At 72.9% G+C, this 17,933-nt stretch carries 16 protein-coding genes; 5 read left to right on the top strand and 11 right to left on the bottom strand.

Annotation, left to right across the window (positions count from 1 at the left end; genetic code table 11):
- Positions 1-18 precede the first annotated feature (18 nt).
- The 6 genes from ACIBVP_RS00750 to ACIBVP_RS00725 all read right to left on the bottom strand — a co-directional run bounded on the left by ACIBVP_RS00750 (position 19) and on the right by ACIBVP_RS00725 (position 6,941).
- Entirely contained in the window at positions 19-219 is a 201-nt protein-coding gene (locus ACIBVP_RS00750; RefSeq protein WP_396103831.1) for an MbtH family protein, read from the bottom strand.
- Entirely contained in the window at positions 216-1,484 is a 1,269-nt protein-coding gene (locus ACIBVP_RS00745) for an MFS transporter (protein WP_396103830.1), read from the bottom strand. The genes ACIBVP_RS00750 and ACIBVP_RS00745 overlap by 4 nt, the downstream gene beginning before the upstream one ends.
- Before the next feature lie 23 nt (positions 1,485-1,507).
- On the bottom strand, positions 1,508-2,788 hold the full coding sequence (locus ACIBVP_RS00740) for a glutamate synthase-related protein (protein WP_396103829.1): 1,281 nt from the start codon (positions 2,786-2,788) through the stop codon (positions 1,508-1,510).
- The gene (locus ACIBVP_RS00735; RefSeq protein ID WP_396103828.1) at positions 2,785-5,112 is read right to left on the bottom strand and encodes an amino acid--tRNA ligase-related protein; all 2,328 of its coding nucleotides are present in this window, start codon (positions 5,110-5,112) and stop codon (positions 2,785-2,787) included. The genes ACIBVP_RS00740 and ACIBVP_RS00735 overlap by 4 nt, the downstream gene beginning before the upstream one ends.
- On the bottom strand, positions 5,109-5,576 hold the full coding sequence (locus ACIBVP_RS00730; protein WP_396103827.1) for a cobalamin B12-binding domain-containing protein: 468 nt from the start codon (positions 5,574-5,576) through the stop codon (positions 5,109-5,111). Before ACIBVP_RS00730 ends, ACIBVP_RS00735 begins: the two co-directional genes overlap by 4 nt.
- 117 nt (positions 5,577-5,693) lie before the next feature.
- A complete protein-coding gene (locus ACIBVP_RS00725; protein ID WP_396103826.1) occupies positions 5,694-6,941 on the bottom strand; it encodes a helix-turn-helix domain-containing protein in 1,248 nt (415 codons plus the stop codon).
- A 224-nt stretch (positions 6,942-7,165) separates the two neighbouring features.
- Here ACIBVP_RS00725 and ACIBVP_RS00720 point away from each other — a divergent pair, with 224 nt between their 5' ends.
- Positions 7,166-7,318, top strand: a complete 153-nt coding sequence (locus ACIBVP_RS00720) for a hypothetical protein (RefSeq protein ID WP_396103825.1) — start codon at positions 7,166-7,168, stop codon at positions 7,316-7,318.
- Between the two features lie 2 nt (positions 7,319-7,320).
- On the opposite strand, the gene ACIBVP_RS00715 is transcribed toward ACIBVP_RS00720, so the two are convergent.
- Positions 7,321-10,269: an AfsR/SARP family transcriptional regulator gene (locus tag ACIBVP_RS00715; RefSeq protein WP_396103824.1), complete on the bottom strand. Its 2,949-nt coding sequence runs from the start codon at positions 10,267-10,269 to the stop codon at positions 7,321-7,323.
- A 286-nt stretch (positions 10,270-10,555) separates the two neighbouring features.
- On the opposite strand from ACIBVP_RS00715, the gene ACIBVP_RS00710 reads away from it, so the two are divergent.
- The 4 genes from ACIBVP_RS00710 (at position 10,556) to ACIBVP_RS00695 (ending at position 13,634) form a co-directional block, all read left to right on the top strand.
- Entirely contained in the window at positions 10,556-10,921 is a 366-nt protein-coding gene (locus ACIBVP_RS00710; protein ID WP_396103823.1) for a hypothetical protein, read from the top strand.
- Between the two features lie 202 nt (positions 10,922-11,123).
- Positions 11,124-11,738: a TetR/AcrR family transcriptional regulator gene (locus ACIBVP_RS00705; RefSeq protein ID WP_396103822.1), complete on the top strand. Its 615-nt coding sequence runs from the start codon at positions 11,124-11,126 to the stop codon at positions 11,736-11,738.
- Positions 11,738-12,847 carry a glycosyltransferase gene (locus ACIBVP_RS00700; protein WP_396103821.1) on the top strand — a complete coding sequence of 370 codons (1,110 nt, stop codon included), beginning with the start codon at positions 11,738-11,740 and terminating at the stop codon, positions 12,845-12,847. The genes ACIBVP_RS00705 and ACIBVP_RS00700 overlap by 1 nt, the downstream gene beginning before the upstream one ends.
- Before the next feature lie 292 nt (positions 12,848-13,139).
- On the top strand, positions 13,140-13,634 hold the full coding sequence (locus ACIBVP_RS00695; protein WP_396103820.1) for a hypothetical protein: 495 nt from the start codon (positions 13,140-13,142) through the stop codon (positions 13,632-13,634).
- 59 nt (positions 13,635-13,693) lie between these two features.
- On the opposite strand, the gene ACIBVP_RS00690 is transcribed toward ACIBVP_RS00695, so the two are convergent.
- The 4 genes from ACIBVP_RS00690 to ACIBVP_RS00675 all read right to left on the bottom strand — a co-directional run bounded on the left by ACIBVP_RS00690 (position 13,694) and on the right by ACIBVP_RS00675 (position 17,929).
- Positions 13,694-15,703: a 2-oxo acid dehydrogenase subunit E2 gene (locus ACIBVP_RS00690; RefSeq protein WP_396103819.1), complete on the bottom strand. Its 2,010-nt coding sequence runs from the start codon at positions 15,701-15,703 to the stop codon at positions 13,694-13,696.
- Entirely contained in the window at positions 15,700-16,602 is a 903-nt protein-coding gene (locus tag ACIBVP_RS00685) for a thiamine pyrophosphate-dependent dehydrogenase E1 component subunit alpha (protein ID WP_396103818.1), read from the bottom strand. Before ACIBVP_RS00685 ends, ACIBVP_RS00690 begins: the two co-directional genes overlap by 4 nt.
- Positions 16,599-16,832, bottom strand: a complete 234-nt coding sequence (locus ACIBVP_RS00680; RefSeq protein WP_396103817.1) for an acyl carrier protein — start codon at positions 16,830-16,832, stop codon at positions 16,599-16,601. The genes ACIBVP_RS00685 and ACIBVP_RS00680 overlap by 4 nt, the downstream gene beginning before the upstream one ends.
- Positions 16,833-16,912: 80 nt before the next feature.
- On the bottom strand, positions 16,913-17,929 hold the full coding sequence (locus tag ACIBVP_RS00675; protein ID WP_396103816.1) for a 3-oxoacyl-ACP synthase III family protein: 1,017 nt from the start codon (positions 17,927-17,929) through the stop codon (positions 16,913-16,915).
- Between the last annotated feature and the right edge of the window lie 4 nt (positions 17,930-17,933).

Here is a 17,933-nt window from a genome sequence, read left to right as displayed (position 1 = left end):
CGATTCGCGTGTGGACCGTCAGCCGCGAGCGAGGCTCGCCGGCCGCAGGTCGGTCCAGTTGGCTTCGACGTGGTCGAGGCAGGCCTGCCGGCTGTCCGGGCCGAACGCGGTGGTCCAGCCCGCGGGCACGGCGATGTGCTCCGGCCACAGCGAGTGCTGGTTCTCGGCGTTGACGAGCACGAGGAACACGCCGTCGGGGTTGTCGAACGGGTTGGTCACGATGTCTCCTCTGTGGTGGCCGGCCGCAGGTGCGCGGGCGGTTCGGTCGGTAGGTCACGGTGGGACTTGATGGGGCCGATCAGCCGGACGAACCGGCCGAGCACCGCTGCGACCAGCACGATCCACAGCGCCTCGCGGACACCGACGGCCGCGCCGAGCACGCCGCCGAGCACGGCACCGAGCGGGTTCACCCCGAACTGGATGAACCGCGAGCTGGCGTACATCCGGCCGAGCAGCTCCGGCGGGCAGTAGGCCTGCCGGAACCCGGTGGACATGACGTTGCCGACGACCATGCCGATGGAGGGCACCAGCAGACCGGCCACGAAGAAGCCGAGTCCGAGCCCGTCCTGGGTGAGCGGGATCAGCAGCCCGAACGGTGCGCACCCGATGGAGAACCCCAGCAGGGTGCGCGCGGTGCCGAACCGCTCCCCCACCCTGCGGGCGATCATCGCGCCGATCAACCCGCCGACGAAGTCCGCCGCGAACAGGAAGCCGATCACTCCCGGCTCCGCCCCGACCGTGCGGACCAGGAAGAACACGGTCAGCGCGTACATCGCGTTGAGGGTGAGGTTGTCGACGGCGGCGCTCAGGGTGAGCACCCGCAGGTAGCGGTCGCGGAACACGAACCGCAGGCCGTCGCCGATCTCGCGCCGCAGCGTGGTGTCGCGCCGCTTCCGCTCGACCTTCTCCGCCACGTTCATCCGGCTCAGGCACAGCGCCGACACCGCGAAGGTGACGACGTCGACGACCAGCCCGGCGACGGCGCCGACCCACTGGGTGATCAGGCCGCCGAGGCCCGGCCCGCCGAGGTTGGCGACCTGGTCGGTGCCCTGCAGTTTCGCGTTCGCCTCGGTGAGGTGCTTCTTCTCGACCACCGAGGGCAGGAACGCCTGGTAGGCGGTGCTGAAGAACATCGAGGCCGCGCCCGCGACGAAGGCGACGACGACCAGATGGGCGATGGTGAGCACCCCGAAGAGCGCCGCGAGCGGCACGCTGAGCAGCGCCACGATCGACACCACGTCGGAGGTGAGCATGGTGGTGCGCCGCGAGCGGCGGTCGATCCACGCTCCGGCGGGCAGGCCGAGCAGCAGCCACGGCAGCCAGGCCATGGCGTTGAGCACGCCCATGGTGACCGTGCCCGCCTGCAGGGTGACGACGGCGACCAGCGGGAACGCGACGCCCGTGATGGCGCTGCCCACCTTGCTCGTCGCCTCGCCCGCCCACAGCAACCGGAACTCCCGGTTGGCCATCAGGCGCGTCGCCATCTCAGGTCCTGTGTGGACGGCGGTCATCCGCGCACGCCTCCCATCGGTTCGGCGACCGGCTCGCGCGCCTGTGCGGCCGACCACCACACGTCGTCGGCGCCGAGGTCGGCGGGGCTGTACTTGCCCAGCGCGCTGATCAGCAGCCGCATCTCCAGGGCGAGACAGGCGACCAGGTTCACCAGCCCCTCCTCGGCGTCGGTGTCGGCGGCGAGCAGGGCCGCGCGGCCGAGCCCGACCGCGCGGGCACCGAGCGCGAGGCACTTGACCGCGCGCGTGCCCTCCCACATCCGCCCGGACGCCAGCAGGCACCCGCCGGGCGCGCCGACTCGGCGCAGGCACTCCGCCAGCGGCAGGCCGACGTGGTCCAGGAAGGACACCGGTGCGAAGCCCGTCCCGCCCTCGGCGCCGTCGACGGTGACCGCGTCCGCGCCCGCCTCCCAGGCCACCGACGCGGCCAAGCCCACGTCGCGGCCGGGCGGCAGCTTCACCCACACCCGCGCGCGCGGGAAGTTGTTGCGCATCAACCGGATCTGCTGGCGCAGCACCTCATCGGTGAAGGTGCCGGGGCTCGCGCACCGCAGCCGCCGGTCCGATCCGGGCCCGAACACCGCGTCCAGGGCGAACGCTTCGGAAAGCCGCGCGGCGGCCGCCGCGTCGAGGACGGTCATCCCGCCGAGGCCCGGCTTGGCGCCCTGCCCCACCTTCAGTTCGAAGCCCAGACGTCCCGACTCCAGCAGGGGCCGCGCCGACGGGTCGCTGTAGACGAGGTTCCACACCTCCGCGTCAGCGTCCTCGGTGCTCTGCTGCACCACCAGCCCGCCGAGCCCGTCGGGGAGCGCGCCGGCGTAGGCGGTGATCCGGCCGAGCAGCGACCGCGCACCCGCGTCCCCGCCGCGGCCGTACCCGTCGACCGGCACCACGTTCTCCCCGACGACCATCGGGATGCCGAGGCGACCGGCCTGCGCGCTGGCCGCCACGCCGAGGTCCACGCTGGCCACCCGCGTGGACCCGAACGCCGACAGGTACACCGGCAGCGGCGAGCGGAACCCGCCGATCACGGTGTCCAGCTCGACGTCGCGGTACCCCGGTTCGCGTGCCAGCTCGATCAGCTTCTCCAGCCGCCGCGGCACGAACACCGGCGGCACCAGCCGCGCGGCCGCCAGCTCGTCCGTCTCCTGTGGACGATCCGCACCGAACAGGGTGCGCCCGTAGGCGCTTTCCGGCGGGAACGCGGCGGCCGTGCCCGCGCGGGCCCGCTCGCGAACCATCTCCTCCGGGAAGGTGTCCGCCGCCAGCGCGTTCACGGCGCCACCACGCCGGGGACCTTCGGGTAGGCACTGGCCTGCCACACGTGGTCCAGGCCGGCGACGTACCGGGTGAACCGCTCCAGGCCGATGCCGAACCCGGCGCTGGCGGGCACGCCGTCACGCACCATCTCCAGGTACCAGCCGTACTTGGCCGGGTTCTCCCCCGTCTCGCGCATCCGGGTGACGATGGTGGCGTAGTCGTTCTCCCGCTCGCTGCCACTGCACAGCTCGCCGTAGCCCTCGGCGGCTATCAGGTCGAAGTTGCGCAGGTAACCGGGCCGCTCGGTGTTCTCGCGGTCGTAGAACCCGCGCGAGCCCTTGGGGTAGTCGGTGATGAAGAACGGCCTGCTGGACTTGCGGGACAGCATCGCCTCGCCCACCCAGTCGATCTCGGCGTCGGGGTTCTGGTCGTGCCCCATCCCGTGCAGGTCGGCGACCGCGGCGGCGTGCGGGCGCCGCTCGAACCCGCCGTCGAGCAGGTCGGCGAACGCGCTGGTGTCCCGGCCGAGCGCCTCCAGCTCGGCGGGCAGGTCGGTCACCACCCGCCGCACCACGTGGCTGACCAGGCCCTCGGCGACCGCCATGATCTGCTCACGCGTCGCGCCCGCCACCTCGACGTCGATCTGGTGGAACTCGGCGAGGTGGCGGCTCGTCGACGACGTCTCCAGCGGCTCGAGCCGCACGTTCGGCGCGATGCAGAAGATCCTGTCGAACGCGGTGAGCGAGGCCTGCTTGTAGAGGATCGCGCTGGTCATCAGTTTGTAGCGGTGGCCGTAGTAGTCGACGTCGACCTGCTTGGCGCCGCGCGCGCCGGGATCGGTGACGGGGCCGATGACCGGCGGCAGCAGCTCGGTGAAACCCTCGCCGCGCAGGTACTCCCGCACGGCGTCGAGCATCCGGTGCTGGATGGTCAGCACTGCCCGGGTGACGGGTGAGGCCAGGTGCTCGCGCGGCCCGGGCGGCAGCGCGGCGTCGATGCCGGTGTTCACGGGTTCGTCTCCAATCAGACCGGTGGCGGCGACCGCGGGTGGTGCGGGCGCCAGGCGTTCGAGTGCGGCGTGGTCGTAGCGGCGTTCCACATAGGACAGTGAGCGGAGCAGTCCGGCCGCGGTCGGTCCGGGCGCCGGCCCAGGGCGCGCGGTCCCGGGGAGCGGCAGCGAGCCGGTCCGCGACCAGTGCAGGCGCCCGTCGTCGTCGAGTCGGCTGCGGGCCAGGCCAGGGTTGTCGGGGTGCAGGCAGTACGGGACGTCCAGGTAGCCGCGCTCGAACGCCAGGACCAGTGCCCGGCCGATGTCGGGCGACAGGTCGAGAACGGCGTCCACGAGCGCCCGGGCCTCCGCGAGGATGCCGGTGTCCTCGGGCAGGCCCGGGCGAGTTCCGGTGCCGGTCACCGCGACGCGTTCGTCGGCGGCGACCCGGGCGGCCAGTTCCAGCGCGGCCACGTTCTCGGCGATCGTCGGGATCCGGTGTGCCTCGGCGACGGTCTTGACGATCAGCCGTTGCGCGCCGGACCGCACCGCCAGGCGCGCGGCCTGTGCCAGCAACAGGTTCGCGCCGTCCGGGGTGCGCGGGTAGACACCCATGTACGCGTAGATCACGACGTGCCAGTCCAGCCCGCCCAGGTGCTCGGCGGCCAGCGTGCGCAGGGCACGCACCGCCTCCACGTCCTGTTCCCGGTTGGTCTGCTGGGCGTAGCTCAGCGACACGCTGCGCAGCCCGTGCCTGCGGAAGAACAGGCCCTCCAGCACGGAGATCGCCACCAGCAGGCTCGGCGGGCACAGCTGGCCCATCATGCAGCCGCCGAAGGACTCCAGGTGCGGTTCGACGCCGTGCTCGCGGACGGCGTCGAGCCGCGCGCAGCACTCGGCCCAGTTCAGCACCGACTCGCGCAGCGGGGTCCTGCTGTAGGGCAGGCAGTAGGACACCGGGCCGCCCTCGGTGGCGTGCAGCCCGGCGGCGACCAGTGCGGCCACGATGTCCTGCGGCGCCGCCGAACCGTGACGCACCTGCACCGGGAACCGGGCGTCCTGCACGCCGTCGAGCACGCCCGCCGTGGTGGCGCGGTCGTGCGCGACAACGGGGTACCCGTTGAGGCCCAGACCGTCGCGCAGCGCGGCGCCCGCCGCGGCGTGGTCGCCCACGCGGGTGTAGCTGTCCAGGGTGATCGTGCCGACCGTGGTCGCCGCCGCGTCGCGGGTGGCGACCAGGCCGGCCCGCATCGCGCGGGGGTCGCTCATCCCCATTCTCGGTTGCACGACCAGCCTGCCCGCCGCGCCCGCCCGCGCGACGAACGCGCCGAAGGAGCCGTCGAACCCGGTCATCTGGTCACGCTCGCGGACAGTCCGGGTAAGACCGAGTCCACATAGGAGCGGAGTTGGGCTGGGCCGGACCCGTCCTCGAACACCGCGTCGAACCCGGCGTCGAGGAGCGCCGCCCGGTGGTCCTGCGCGCGCGGCCCGTCGATGCCGAGCTTCCCGCCGATCACCACGGGCGTCGCGACCAGTTCCGGGCAGGCGCGGAGGCGGCCGATCACCCTGCGGCCGTCCTGCCTGCCGTGGCCGTTCACCGTGCTGAGCACGACCAGGTCCGGGCGCACCCGCAGGCACTCCGCGACCAGCAGGTCGTCCGGGACGCAGGCACCGAGGTTGACCACCCGGTGGCCGAACTCCTCCAGGAGCAGCTGGAGGTAGACGAGATTCCAGGTGTGCGCGTCGGACGCCACGCTCGAGACGAGCACCGTCAGCCCCACCTGTGGGGGCGATCCCTTGGCTGTGTTTGCTGCCATCACGGCACTCCTCCAGCGGTTGTGGCGTTTCCGGTTCGGAACCTATGGCGATCACCGCGGCGCGAGCGGCAGTGGAACCGGCATCTCAGCGGCAGTTGCGGCCCTGCGGTGCCCGCGTCAGAGCAGGGCGTCGACGAGCGCGGGCACGGCGAACCGGGACCGCCCCGCGACGTGGCGGGCACGGATCAGACCGCGCTGCATCAGGTCCCGCACCAGTGCGGCGCTGGCGGCGGCGGTGCGACCGGTGCGGTCGGCGACCTCGGCGAGGGTGCGGGCGGGCCCGGTCAGCCCGGCGAGCGCGGCGCGGTCCGCGGGGGCGAGCGCGGCGACCCGGGCGGCGAGCCTGCCCATCAGGTCGGCGCCGACGAGCGCGGCGGGGTCGGCGGCCAGCACCTCGCGCAGCGTCGGCAGGTCGTAGACCCCCAGCCAGGACGCGGCGGCGGCAAGCGCGGGCGGCAGCCCGTCGGTCAGGGCGCACACCTCGGCGATGTCCGGCGCGTCGGCGGCGGTCAGCCGCTGCCGCACGGCGGCGGCGTGGTGGACGAACAGGCGCACGGCGGGTTCCTCGGCGAGCGCGCGGGGTTCGGCGGTCGCGGGCACCGGCAGTGGGGCGAGGGGGAACGGCCGCTCACCGGGCAGACCGCACGGACCGTCGGCGGTGACGAGCACCCGCAGCCGCGGGCAGTCGCCGAGCAGATCGAGCAGCGCGTCGGCGCGCAGGCCCGCGGCGGTGACGTCGTCGAGCACCAGGAGGGTGTCGCGGTCACCGATCAGCCCGGCCAGCGCGGTCGTGCCCGGGCCGAACAGCGCGGCCGCGGCGGAGGTGACCAGAGCCGCCAGGCGCACGTCGCGCACCGGCTGGGTGAGCGCGCCGTCCGCCTCGGGAGCGCTCACCCACAGCACCGGCGTGCCCGCGTGATGCAGGTCGGCCGCGACCGCCGCGGCGAGCCGGGTGCGGCCGACGCCGGGAAGGCCGTGCAGGGTAAGGAGCCTGCCGTCGCCGCTCACCAGTTCCCCGGTGAGGACGGCGAGTTCGGCCTCCCGGCCGAACATCGGGGTGAGCATGGTCGGGGGTGCCGCGATGTGCGGGCCGTACTCCTCGCGCAGCGTCGGGCCGGCGTGGGCACCGGCCGCGAGCTCCAGGTCGTCGCTGGCGTTCGCACCGAGCCGCAGCGCGCCGGTCAGCAGCCGCACGGTGTCCGGGCGTGGCCGGACCTTGCCCCGTTCGAGGTCGCGGATCGTGCGGACGCTAACGGTGGACAGGTCGGCCAGCACGCGCTGCGTCAGGCCCGCGGCGCTGCGGTGCCTGCGTAACAGCGGGCCGAACTGGGTCGCGGCGTCGTCCGCCAGTACGGGGTTGGCCATCGCTCGTCCTTCCGATCGCGCCGTCTGCTCGCCCCAATCTCGCTCCGGTCCGCTATCACCGCGGCATCCCGGCCTTAACCCCGTCACCTGCCCAGACACGGCCGCGGCGACGCGTCAGCGAGGTGCAAACGCCGGGATAGCCGCGGGATAGGACCGGTCGATTAGCGTCGGTGTCGTCGAGCGAAACTCCAGCCCGGCACTAGTGAAAGTCGAGAGGAAACACCGTGTTCCGCACGATCGTCGCCGCCCGCACAACCCTCGCCGCCACCCTCGCCGCCGCGGCCCTGCTGGCCGGCGCGGCCGTCGCCACAGCGGCCCCCGCGGACGGCTCAGCCGCGACGACCGCCGCCACGCCGGCCAGCGACCCCTGGGACTGACCTCAGCGCGTGCCGCCGCCCTGGTCACCGGTGAGGTCACCGAACATCCGGTCGGCGGCGGCACGCTCCGGTTCCATCTCGCGCTCCGCGAACACCGCGACCGCCTGCTCCAACAGCTCCGCCGCCCGTCGCCGCTCGCCCGTTCGCGCCAGGACGTCGGCGAGCGCGGCCCGGACGACCGCGCACCCTCGGCGGTCCATGATCGTCTCGCGGATCTCCAGGGCCTTCTCGAACCAGCGGCTCGCGACGTCGTACCGGCCCGCCGCGGCCGTCACCTCACCGAGGTTGAACAGCAGGTGACCTTCCCCGATCACGTCCCGGCTGCGGCGCACCATCGCGAGCACCTCGGCGAACGTCCGTTCCGCGTCCTCGTGCGCTCCGCTGCGGGACTGCACCTGACCGAGCCGCCGCAGCGCGCGCGCCACCCCGCCCGCGTAGCCCACGCCGCGGTTGATCTCCATCGCCTCGGCGAGATCGGCCCGCGCGCCGTCGAACTCCCCGTGCAGGCACAGGATGTAGGCACGTTGCGTCAGCACGGTCGCACGGCCGACGACGTCGTCGACGCGCCCGAAGTCGGCGATCGCCTGTGCGTACAACGACAATGCCAGCTCGTCGTCGCCCGCGTACCGGGCCAGCAACGCGAGATCCCGGCGGCACAAGCCGGCACCGCGCGGTTCGTCCAGCGTCACGAACTCGGTCAGCGCGGCACCGAGCGCCTCGTGCGCGGGCCGGTACTGGCCCCGCGTCAGGTGCAGCGTCCCCAGTGAGCCGAGCAGCGCCGCCGTGCCACGGACGTCGCCCGCCGCGCGGGTGGCGGTGAGGGCGACCTGGTGCGTGTGCTGCCACTCGTCGAGGTAGCCGCGCAGTTCGCACAGCGTCGCGATCGTGACCGCGAGGTCCCAGGCCACCTCGTGCAGACCGGCGTCGACCGCCTGCCCGACGGCCAGGCACAGGTTCTCCCGCTCGCCCTCCATCCAGTCGAGCGGGTCGATCATCGCCTGGTCGACGTACTCCGGATGGGGCCGCCAGCGGGCGCCGTCGCCGTGCAGCACGGCGAAGTCCCCGCCGTACACGCGCCGGTGCGCCTCCTCGGTCAGCGCCAGCCAGCCGCCGACCGCCCGGGCCACCGCACCCGCCCTGCGGTCCGCCGGGACGTCGGTGTCCGCCTTCTCCCTGGCGAACAGGCGCAGCATGTCCTGGAAGCGATAGCGGAACTCACCGGTCGGCGCCACCGAGGAAACCTCGAGCATCTGGACGTCCACGAGCGGTTCGAGCAGGTCGGACGGGAAGCGGCGGTCGTCGTCGAGCACCGCGCCGGCGAGCCAGCCGGGCAGGGTCGGCCCCTCGAACCGGCTGAGCAGCGCGAACAGTTCCCGTGACCGGTCGTCGAGGCCGTCGTGGGTGAGCGACAGGCTCGCGCGGACGGTCATCTCACCGTGGGCGAGCTCGTCGAGGCGGTGCCGTTCACTCGCGAGCCGGTGCACCATCGACGCGAGCGTCCAGTGCGGCCTGGCGGCGAGCCGGGCCGCGATGATGCGCACCGCGAGCGGCAGCCCGCCGACCGTCGCGACGAGCGCCTTGGCCGCCGCGTCCTCGGCGTTCACCCGGTCCTCGCCCAGCACCGCGACGAACAGGGCGAGCGACTGGGCGAGGTCCAGCACCGGCAGGTCGACGCGGTGCGCGCCGGGCACGCCGGTGAGCCGGGCGCGGCTGGTCACGATGACCGCGCAGGTACTGCTGCCGGGGAGGAGCGGGAGCACCTGGCGTTCGCTCGTCGCGTCGTCGAGCACCACGAGCACCCGCCGCTCGGTCAGGATCGTGCGGTACATGTCGGAGCGCCCGTCGAGGTCCGCCGGGATCGCGGCACCGGGGATGCCGAGGGCGCCGAGGAAACGGCCCAGCACGTCGAACGCATCGCTCGGCTCGGCGCGGGTGCCGCGCAGGTCGCAGTACAGCTGACCGTCCGGGAAGTGGTCGGTGGCGACGCGGTGGGCGAGATGTGCGGCCACGGTGCTCTTCCCCACGCCGGGCCGCCCGCTGACCACGACGATGCCGACGGCGCGGTGGCGGCCGGTCAACACGGACTCCGCCGCGTGGAGGACGGTTTCGTGCCCGACGAAGTCGGCTGTGTCCGCGGGCAGTTGGTGCGGGCAGGTCATCCGGGACGCCGGTGGCACGGACTCCGGTTCCCGCGCCGACGGCGTGGCCACGGGCGCCGTGCGGGTGAACGGCAGGTGCTCGTCGCCCGCGAAGATCGCGTTCTCCAGCAGCCGCAGCTCGGGTCCTGGTTCGAGACCCAGCTCCTCCACGAGCATCTCCCGGCCCTCGCGGTACACGTCGAGTGCCTCGGCCTGCCGGCCGGACCGGTAGAGCGCGATCATGAGCAACGCGCGCAGTCGTTCGCGCAGCGGGTTCTCGTGCGTCAGGTGTGTGATCTCGCCGACGAGCCTGCGGTGCCGGCCGAGGTGCAGCTCCAGTTCGAGGTAGTCCTCGACGGCGCTCAGGCGTTCCTCGTCGAGCCGCAGCGCCCTGGTCCGCAGGGCACGGCTCGGCAGCCCGTCGAGGCACGCCCCGCGCCACAGCGCGGCCGCCGCGCGGAGCATGTTCGCCGCCTCGGCCGTCCGGCCCTCCACCGCGATGGCCCGCGCCTCGGCCACCGTCGCGGTGAACACCTGCGCGTCGAGGTAGCCCTCCGGCACCCGCAGCACGTATCCGGGCCCCTTGGTCTCGAGCGCGGCGCTCACCCCACCGACCGCGAGGTTCTTGCGGAGGCGGGACACGCAGATCTGCACCTGGGTCCGGGCGGTGTTCGGCGGGTTCTCGTCCCACAGCGCGTCCACTAGGTTGTCGATGCTGACGACCTGGTTCGCTTCCAGCAGCAGGAACGCGAGGACGACCTGCTGCCGGCCGGGCGGGACGCGAACGGAGCCGTCGGGCCCCTCCACGTCCACCGGACCGAGGATGCAGAACCTCGGGTGCGGGGCTCTGTGCAGCGCAGCCAACTCCTTGCCACTCTCGCCGATGGTCCGACCTGGGGACGGCCCCTCAAATGTACGTGCGGCGGCCCGTCCCTGCCTATCGCTCACGGGTCCGAACGAATGCATCGTTTGACCACCGGCGAATTGCGCCGTTCGGCGCATCAAGGCTCGGCGGGCGCGGATAGTACGGGGATTGCGGGGAGATGTCCGGCAGCAGAAGGATCGGTGGTACGACCACGGTGCGCCCGAGGAGATCCTCATGACCGGCACCCCGCAGAGCCTCCCGCCCAGCGCGGCCGTCACCACCGCGGGTATCGACCACGTCCGCCTCCTGTACGCCTACCTGGACGCGCTCGAACTCGACGGCTACGCGTCACTCATCCACGAGGACGCCCACGTCCGCGGCGTCGGCCCGCGCGACACGAACACCCGCGACGACGCGGTACGCACGCTGCGCGAGCAATCCCCCGGCACGCACGAACTCTGGACGATCGAGCCGAGCGGAGAGGTCCTCACGGTCACCGGCCGGCACACGTGCGGCACCGGCACGGTCGACTTCGCCGACGTGTTCACACTTTCCGAGTGCGGCCTGATCCACAGCCACCACCGCGTACACCGCACGTGAGAAACCACCGCGGTCGACCACCCCACTATGTCCACTGTGTACCCGGACGACGTGTAGCGCGGGTCCACATCCGCGGCAGGCCGAGCACACCGGACATCGATGACGGGCTGGGGCCGCCGTGTGCTCACCGTTGGTGTCCGAGCCCATGATTTCGCGTTAGTGTCGTTGACGCGAAATCGATGACGAGCCTAGCGTCGTCACCATGTCGCCACGCCGTTACGAGATGCGGGCACGAGCGGACTCGAGCGCGGCCACCCGGCAACGCATCGTGCGGGCCACGATCGACCTCGCGTTCGAGCTGGAACGCGTGGACGCGACGCTCGATCAGATCGCGCGTCGCGCGGAGACGAGCGTCCAGACGATTCTTCGCCACTTCGGGACCCGGGACGGGTTGATGACCGCCGCGATCGAGCACGCCGGCGCCGACGTGGCCGAGGAGCGGCGCGATCCCGCCGGCGGTATCGACGCGAACATCGCCCGGCTGGTATCCCACTACGAACGCCGGGGCCGGTTCGTGCTGCGCCTGCTCGCCGCGGACGACACCGCCGGGGACGCCACTGGCGACGAGGCGGCCCGCACCGTCACCGGGCCGGGCAAGCTGTTGCACCGGCGCTGGGTCGAGGACGTCTTCGCCGACGAGCTACCGGCACGCGGCCCGCGCCACGACTCGCTGGTGGACATGCTGGTCGTCACGACTGACGTGTACGCCTGGAAGCTGCTGCGCCTCGACCGCGGCCTCGACGTCCACACCACCGAGGACCGGATCCGGACCATGACCCGGTCCATCCTCAACGAATCCCGGGAAGGAGCGTCGTGATGCGCGCTCTGTTCGTCACCGTTGACGGAGGAGGGAACCTCCCACCCGCACTCGGCATCGCCCGCGAGGTCGAACGCCGCGGCGGCACCGCCCGGTTCCTCGGGCACGAGATCCAACGGTCCACCATCGAACGCGCCGGCTTCCGCTTCGACCCGCTGCGCAACGGCCGCGACTACGACGCCTCCGCACCACGCGGCACCCTGCGCGGCATCCGCGACTTCGCCGCGCTGTTCGCCGACCGCGGCATCGGCGACGACGCCATCGCCGCGGCCACGGCGGAACCGGTCGACGCGGTCGTGGTCGACTGCCTGCTCTGGGGCGCACTCGACCACACCGTCCGCGCCGGACTTCCCGTCGCCTCCCTGGTGCACAGCCAATGGAGCTACTTCCGCGACCTGGCCCGCGGTCCCGTCGGAGCCATCGCACGCGTACGCGGCGTCAACCCCGTACGCGCGGCCACCGCCGCCAAGGTCATCCTCGTCACCACCCGGCGAGACCTCGAACCCAAGCCCGACAACACCTTCCCCGACCAGGTGCGCCACCTCGGCCTGGTCTGGCAGGACCGGCCGGTCGAAGCGACACCGAACCCGGACCGTCCACGAGTCCTGGTCAGCTTCAGCACCACGCACTTCCCCGGCCAGGCCCGCGCCATGCGGCGGGTCCTCGACGCGCTCGACGGCCTGCCCATCGAACTGGTCGCCACCACCGGCGCCGTCGACCCCGCACAGCTCCGCATCCCCCCGGGCGCCCGCGTGGTACGCCACGCCGACCACGGCACCCTGCTGCCGACCACCGCACTCGTCATCGGCCACGGCGGGCACGCCACCACCGCCCGTGCCCTCGCCCACGGCATCCCACTGCTCACCATGCCGATGCACCCACTGATGGACCAGCCCGCCGTCGCCCGCGCGGTCACCCGCCTCGGTGCGGGCAGGGTCCTGTCCAAACACGCCCGCGCGGCCACGATCCGCGCAGCAGCCCTCACCCTGCTCGCCGACGGCCCCCACCGCGAAGCCGCGCACCGGCTCGGCACCGAAACACGCGACCACGACGGCGCCTCAACCGCGGCCGACGTTCTCGAAGCACAACTCGTCCACGCCAAGGACTGACAGGGCGCCCTGACCGCCGCGAGCGCGGGTGCAACCGATCGCCGTGATCGAGCGTCCTGTCACCACCCAACGGAGCAGGGACGAGGAGCTCGAATGCGAACAATCACCATCGGGGCACTGACGGTTGCCGCGGCCGCTGTCGTGGCCTCGCTCGCATCCTGTGCCACCGGCACGGAGCCGTCCCGATCGGACACACCCACGACGACGCGCGCCGCCGAACCGACCGCGCGTGGCGCACCGACCACACCCGCCCCCAGCGCAACCCCGTCCGGAGACGACGCCGATCCCCGTGATGGCCTGCGCGGAAACCCGGGAATGGAACACGGCCGAGGAGACCTCGGAACCGTATTCCACCGACGCGCTCTACCTGGTACGGGTGGGCCGGCACGACTGCTACGACCGCGTCGTGCTCGACGTCAACGGCCCGTCCGATGTCGGCTACACGGTGGGCTACGTTCCCGTCGTCACCGCTGACGGCTCCGGAGAACCCGTGCCGGTGGCAGGGAAAGCGGCGCTGGCCGTCATCGCGCACGTACCACCACAGGGCCTCGACGACAGCGGGCACCAACCCGGCAGGACATTCGCCGACACCGGCGACCACCTCTACTCCCCCGCCCAGCTCAGCGGCTGGCGCAGCCTGCGCGCCGTGCGGTACGCCGGCTTCTTCGAGGGCCAGACCACACTGGCGGTGGGCGTACGCGAAACGCTGCCGTTCCGGGTGTTCAGCCAACTCGACCAGACCGACCGCGTCCGGCGGATCGTCGTGGACATCGCGCACAACCACTGACGCACAGTGGGAATTCGGGCCACCGGTCCACAGTGGACTCTGAAGGCGCGCCGCCGTGGTCACGCCTCCTCGGCGGCCTCGGCCGGGGCGTTCAGCGCGTCCCGGACCGCGGACAGGAAGGCCGCCGCCCCGGCGCCGTTGACCATGCGGTGGTCGTAGGCCAGGCCCAGGTCGGTGACCGTTCTCGTGCGCGGGGTTCCCGCGGGGGTCAGGACTACCTCGTCGTGGACGTCGGCCAGGGAGAGGGCGCAGGTGACGCCAGGCGGGATGATCGGCTGGGCCATGACCACACCCGGGCTGTTGTTGAGCGCCACCAAGAGGTTCATGCCCGTCAGGTCGTCCTCGCGAAGTCTGGTGCGGAGGGCCTTCATGCGCAGCTCCGCCAGCGCGTCGGCGATGTCGCTGACCGACGACGTCGACGCGTCGCGGATGACCGGGGTGTACAGGCCGGTGCCCACGTCCACCGTCACGCCCACCGCGGGAGCGTCGGCGGCGTGGACCAGGCCGTCGGGGGTGCGGGTGGCGAAGACGTGCGGATGGGCCTCGTGCAGGCCGGCGACCGCCTTGATCAGGAGTGCCGCGAGGTCGACGGCGGCGCCGGTCCGCTCGGTGAGCAGGCGGGTCGTGGCCAGGGCCGTGTCCACGTCGAGGCGCAGCACCGTGAAGGCCGCCGGGATGTCGCGGTGGGACGCCGTGACGACCTCCGCGACCCGGCGTTGGGTCGGGGACAGCGGGTGGCCCTCGGCGCGGCGCGGGGCTTCGGGCGGGGCGTCAGGTGGCGTGTCGGTGTCGAGCGTCAGGTGGCCGATGACCGTGCCCGGTGCGCAGTCGGTGCCCGCCGCCACCGCGTGCCGGAGTGTGCCTGCCTGCTCGGCCGCCACCTCCTCGGTCGCCTTGGACGTCTCGACCACGGCCACGGGGTCGCCAGCCGCCACCGCGGACCCGTCGGCGACCAGCCACTCCACGAGTTCGTAGGTCGCGTCGTTGTTGTTCAGCTTCGGGACCCGGACGGCACCGGCCGGCACGGGCGCGGTCGGCACGTCGCGGGGCGCGGTGTCCGCCAGCAGACGGGTCCGGATGGTGTCCGCTCCCACCAGCACCTCGTTCTCCAGGTGTGGTGCGGCCGGGATGACGCTGTCCGCGGAGTTGATCAGCCGGACGGGACCGGGGAGCAGGTGCCACGCCGTGTCGTACAGCCTGGTCGCCACCTCCGCACCCCACGTGCCGCCCGCCGTGCTCTCCTCCACGACCCACACCCCGGCCGCCCCGGCCACGAGCTCGGCCAGGTCCTCCACCGCGACCGGGTACAGGCGGGACGGGACCAGCACCTCGACGTCGCGGCCCTGGTCGAGCAGCGACCGGGCCGCGTCCAGCGCCCGGTGTGCCACCCCGCCGGGTGCGATCAGCAGCACCGGCGGACCGGACGCGCCAGGGACGTGGACGCGTGCCCAGTTCCCGCCCTCGCCGATCAGCTCGAAGCGGAAGCGGCCGTCCACCTCCCCGTCGCGGAACATCCGCCGGGTGTAGAGGACCTTGTCCTCGAACAGCAGGCACGGCCGTTCCCCGGCGATGGCGGACGTCAGGACGTCCGCCGCGTCGTGGAACGGGGAGAGCTCGTACAGCGCGAGGTTCGGGATGCCGATGAAGTGCTTCTGCACGCTCTGGCTGTGCGTGGCGCCGTACCCCCGACCGCCGCCCACCGGGCAGCGGACGACCACGCGCATCGGGACGTGGGTGCCGTACATGGTGACCGACTTGGTGGCGAAGTTCAGGATCTGGTCGAACGCCAGGCCGGCGAAGTCACCGAACATGATCTCGACGACCACCGTGTCACCGCACAGCGCGAGACCGCTCGCGACACCGACCATGCCGTTCTCGCTGAGCGGGGTCGACAGGACCCGGCCGGGGTACGCGGTGGACAGCCCCGTGGTGACGCGGAACGCGCCGCCGTACGGGTCGGCCACGTCCTCGCCGAGCAGGAACACCCGCTCGTCCCGCGCGAACAGGCCGTGCAGCGCACGGTTCAGGTTCTCCGCCACCCGTTCGGCGCGCACCGGCCGGCCGGTCACCGCGCGCTCCCCGCCGCGAGCGGGCGGGCCAGAACCTCCGCCACCACGGCGTCCACCCGCTGCCGGGCCCGCTCGTCCGCATCCTCGAACTGCGCGGGGAAGCGGCGGGCGTAGCCGGCGAGCCAGTCCTGCGCCCACAGCCTGGCGACCTCCTCGGCCGGGCGGGTGTCGTCGCCCTTGCTGTGCGGGCCGAGCCGGGTGGTGTGGGCCACCAGCACGTGCGGGGTGTGGCTGTCGCGGACGCTGGCCACGTGCGGCGCCGCCTCGGCGCGGATCGTGGTGATGTCGGTCGAGTCCGTCTCGCTGACGCTGACGCCGAAGGCGGCGGCGCGGTCGGGAATGGTGCCCGCGAGCTGGTTTTCGGTCGGCGTGGACTGGGCGATGCGGTTGTGTTCGACGACCACCAGCAGCGGTACCCGCCACAGCGCCGCCATGTTGAGCGCCTCGTACACCGCGCCCTCGCCCCAGGTGCCGTCGCCGACGTACGCGGCGGCGATCCGCGCCTGCCGGGTGTGCTTGTAGTGCAGCGCGACCCCGACCGCGGCGGGCACGCTCTCGCCCTGCACGCCGGTGGACAGGAAGCGGTCCCGCCGCAGGTGCTGGCTGCCGCCGACCCCGCCGCACACGCCGCCCTCGCGGCCCGTCAGCTCGGCCAGCAGACCCTTCGGGTCGCCGCAGTGGGCGAGGTAGTGGCCGTGGCCGCGGTGGTTGCTGAACACGAAGTCCCCGGCCAGCAACGGCGCGAGCGCCACCGGTACGTACTCCTGGCCGAGGCAGGTGTGCGTGGTGCCGCTGACCTCGCCGGCGGCGAACAACCGCAGCACCCGCTCCTCGAAGCGCCGGATCAGCACCGCGAGGTCGAGGTCGTCGTCGGGTAATCGGCCGGGTGGGAGGCTCATTCGGCGACGTCCCTGCCGCGCAGGAACTCGCTCAGGTCCCCCACCGACCGGATGGCCCGGATCTCCCTCGGGGTGAAGGACACCCGGTACGCGTCCTCCACGGCCGCGACGATCTGCAGGTGCTTCAGGCTCACCCACTCGGCGGTGGTGGCGGGCCCGGTGTCGGACCTGATCTCGGCGACGGGGATCTCGAGCACGTCGGCGACGAGCTGCGCGAGCCGACTCGGCATCGACACCCCTTTTCCATGGCGGGACCGGGCGTGATCGTAGGCAGCGGCGACGCCACCGTGTCAAGACAGCGACGGGCCGGTCAGACCTCAAGAACCGTGCAGGCCCAGTGCATCCCGCGGCCCATCGACACCAGCGCCACCTTCTCCCCGGGCCGCAGCTCGCCCGAGGCGACGTGCCTGCCGAGGCAGAACAGCTGGTCCGCGGCGCCGAGGTGGCCGTGCCGGGCGGCCAGGTCCCGGTTCGTGCGCGACAGCGGGACGCCGAACGCGTCGGCGAGCGAGGTCATCGCGCGGGCGTTGTCGTTCACCAGGACCAGCCGTGCCAGGTCCGTGACAGCGGTCCCGGCGCGTGCGCACGCCCGCTCGGTGACCCGCACGGCCCGCTCGTCGAGCTCCCGCGCGAAGCCCTGGAAGACCTCGGCGTCGTAGTCGAAGAACTCCATGACGTCCCAGACGTCCCGCACGCGCGGCGGCTCGTCCGCGGCCGACCCGTCGAACGGAGCCGCCGCGCCGCCCTCGTCCATCCGGTAGAAGCGCGCGTACCGGCCGTCGGTGGCCACCTCGGTCGCCAGCCACCGCAGGGACGGGTGGTCGCGCCGGGCCACCACTCCGACCGCGCCGTCGGAGAACACCATCGGCTGGACGTCCATCCGGTTCCAGTACGCCTCGCAGGTGCGGTTCGCCGCGACGACCAGCGCGGTGCGGTAGCCGGGGTGGGTGGCGAACCGGCCCGCGACGGTGTCGAGGCTGACCACGCCGGTGGTGCAGGCCTGGGTGAGCAGCACCGCCTCGGCCCGCGTCGCGCCGAGGCGGTGGCACAGCTCCGCGGCCGCGTCCCAGTACACGTACTCGACGACGTCGGTGACCGCCAGGACCACCAGGTCCACCTCGGCCGCCGGGACGTCGGCCGCCTTCAGTGCCGCCGTACCTGCCGCCACCGCGAGGTCGGTGAGGCCGGTCTCCGGCGGGCACCGGTGCACCGTTTCGTAGCCGTGGCCGAGGACCCGGTGCACGTCGTCGGTGTACTCGGCGACCACGTCGGCCACCGCCGCCGGTTCGCCGAGCGCCTCCCCGAAGGAGACCAGTCCGAAGGTCATGGTG

Origin of the sequence: Actinophytocola sp. NPDC049390, assembly GCF_044466355.1 — a bacterium.
GTDB lineage: Bacteria > Actinomycetota > Actinomycetes > Mycobacteriales > Pseudonocardiaceae > Actinophytocola.
The sequence above is the reverse complement of the archived record's forward strand: the minus strand, read 5'-3'. Positions and strand labels throughout refer to the sequence as shown.

What these genes read in the sequence shown, in the direction of transcription:
- ACIBVP_RS00745 (WP_396103830.1), bottom strand. Translation starts at nt 1,484, where the DNA reads ATGGCGACGCGCCTGATGGCCAACCGGGAGTTCCGGTTGCTGTGGGCG.
- ACIBVP_RS00735 (WP_396103828.1), bottom strand. Translation starts at nt 5,112, where the DNA reads ATGACCGGGTTCGACGGCTCCTTCGGCGCGTTCGTCGCGCGGGCGGGC.
- ACIBVP_RS00730 (WP_396103827.1), bottom strand. Translation starts at nt 5,576, where the DNA reads ATGGCAGCAAACACAGCCAAGGGATCGCCCCCACAGGTGGGGCTGACG.
- ACIBVP_RS00725 (WP_396103826.1), bottom strand. Translation starts at nt 6,941, where the DNA reads ATGGCCAACCCCGTACTGGCGGACGACGCCGCGACCCAGTTCGGCCCG.
- ACIBVP_RS00710 (WP_396103823.1), top strand. Translation starts at nt 10,556, where the DNA reads ATGACCGGCACCCCGCAGAGCCTCCCGCCCAGCGCGGCCGTCACCACC.
- ACIBVP_RS00705 (WP_396103822.1), top strand. Translation starts at nt 11,124, where the DNA reads ATGTCGCCACGCCGTTACGAGATGCGGGCACGAGCGGACTCGAGCGCG.
- ACIBVP_RS00700 (WP_396103821.1), top strand. Translation starts at nt 11,738, where the DNA reads ATGCGCGCTCTGTTCGTCACCGTTGACGGAGGAGGGAACCTCCCACCC.
- ACIBVP_RS00695 (WP_396103820.1), top strand. Translation starts at nt 13,140, where the DNA reads ATGGCCTGCGCGGAAACCCGGGAATGGAACACGGCCGAGGAGACCTCG.
- ACIBVP_RS00685 (WP_396103818.1), bottom strand. Translation starts at nt 16,602, where the DNA reads ATGAGCCTCCCACCCGGCCGATTACCCGACGACGACCTCGACCTCGCG.
- ACIBVP_RS00680 (WP_396103817.1), bottom strand. Translation starts at nt 16,832, where the DNA reads ATGCCGAGTCGGCTCGCGCAGCTCGTCGCCGACGTGCTCGAGATCCCC.
- ACIBVP_RS00675 (WP_396103816.1), bottom strand. Translation starts at nt 17,929, where the DNA reads ATGACCTTCGGACTGGTCTCCTTCGGGGAGGCGCTCGGCGAACCGGCG.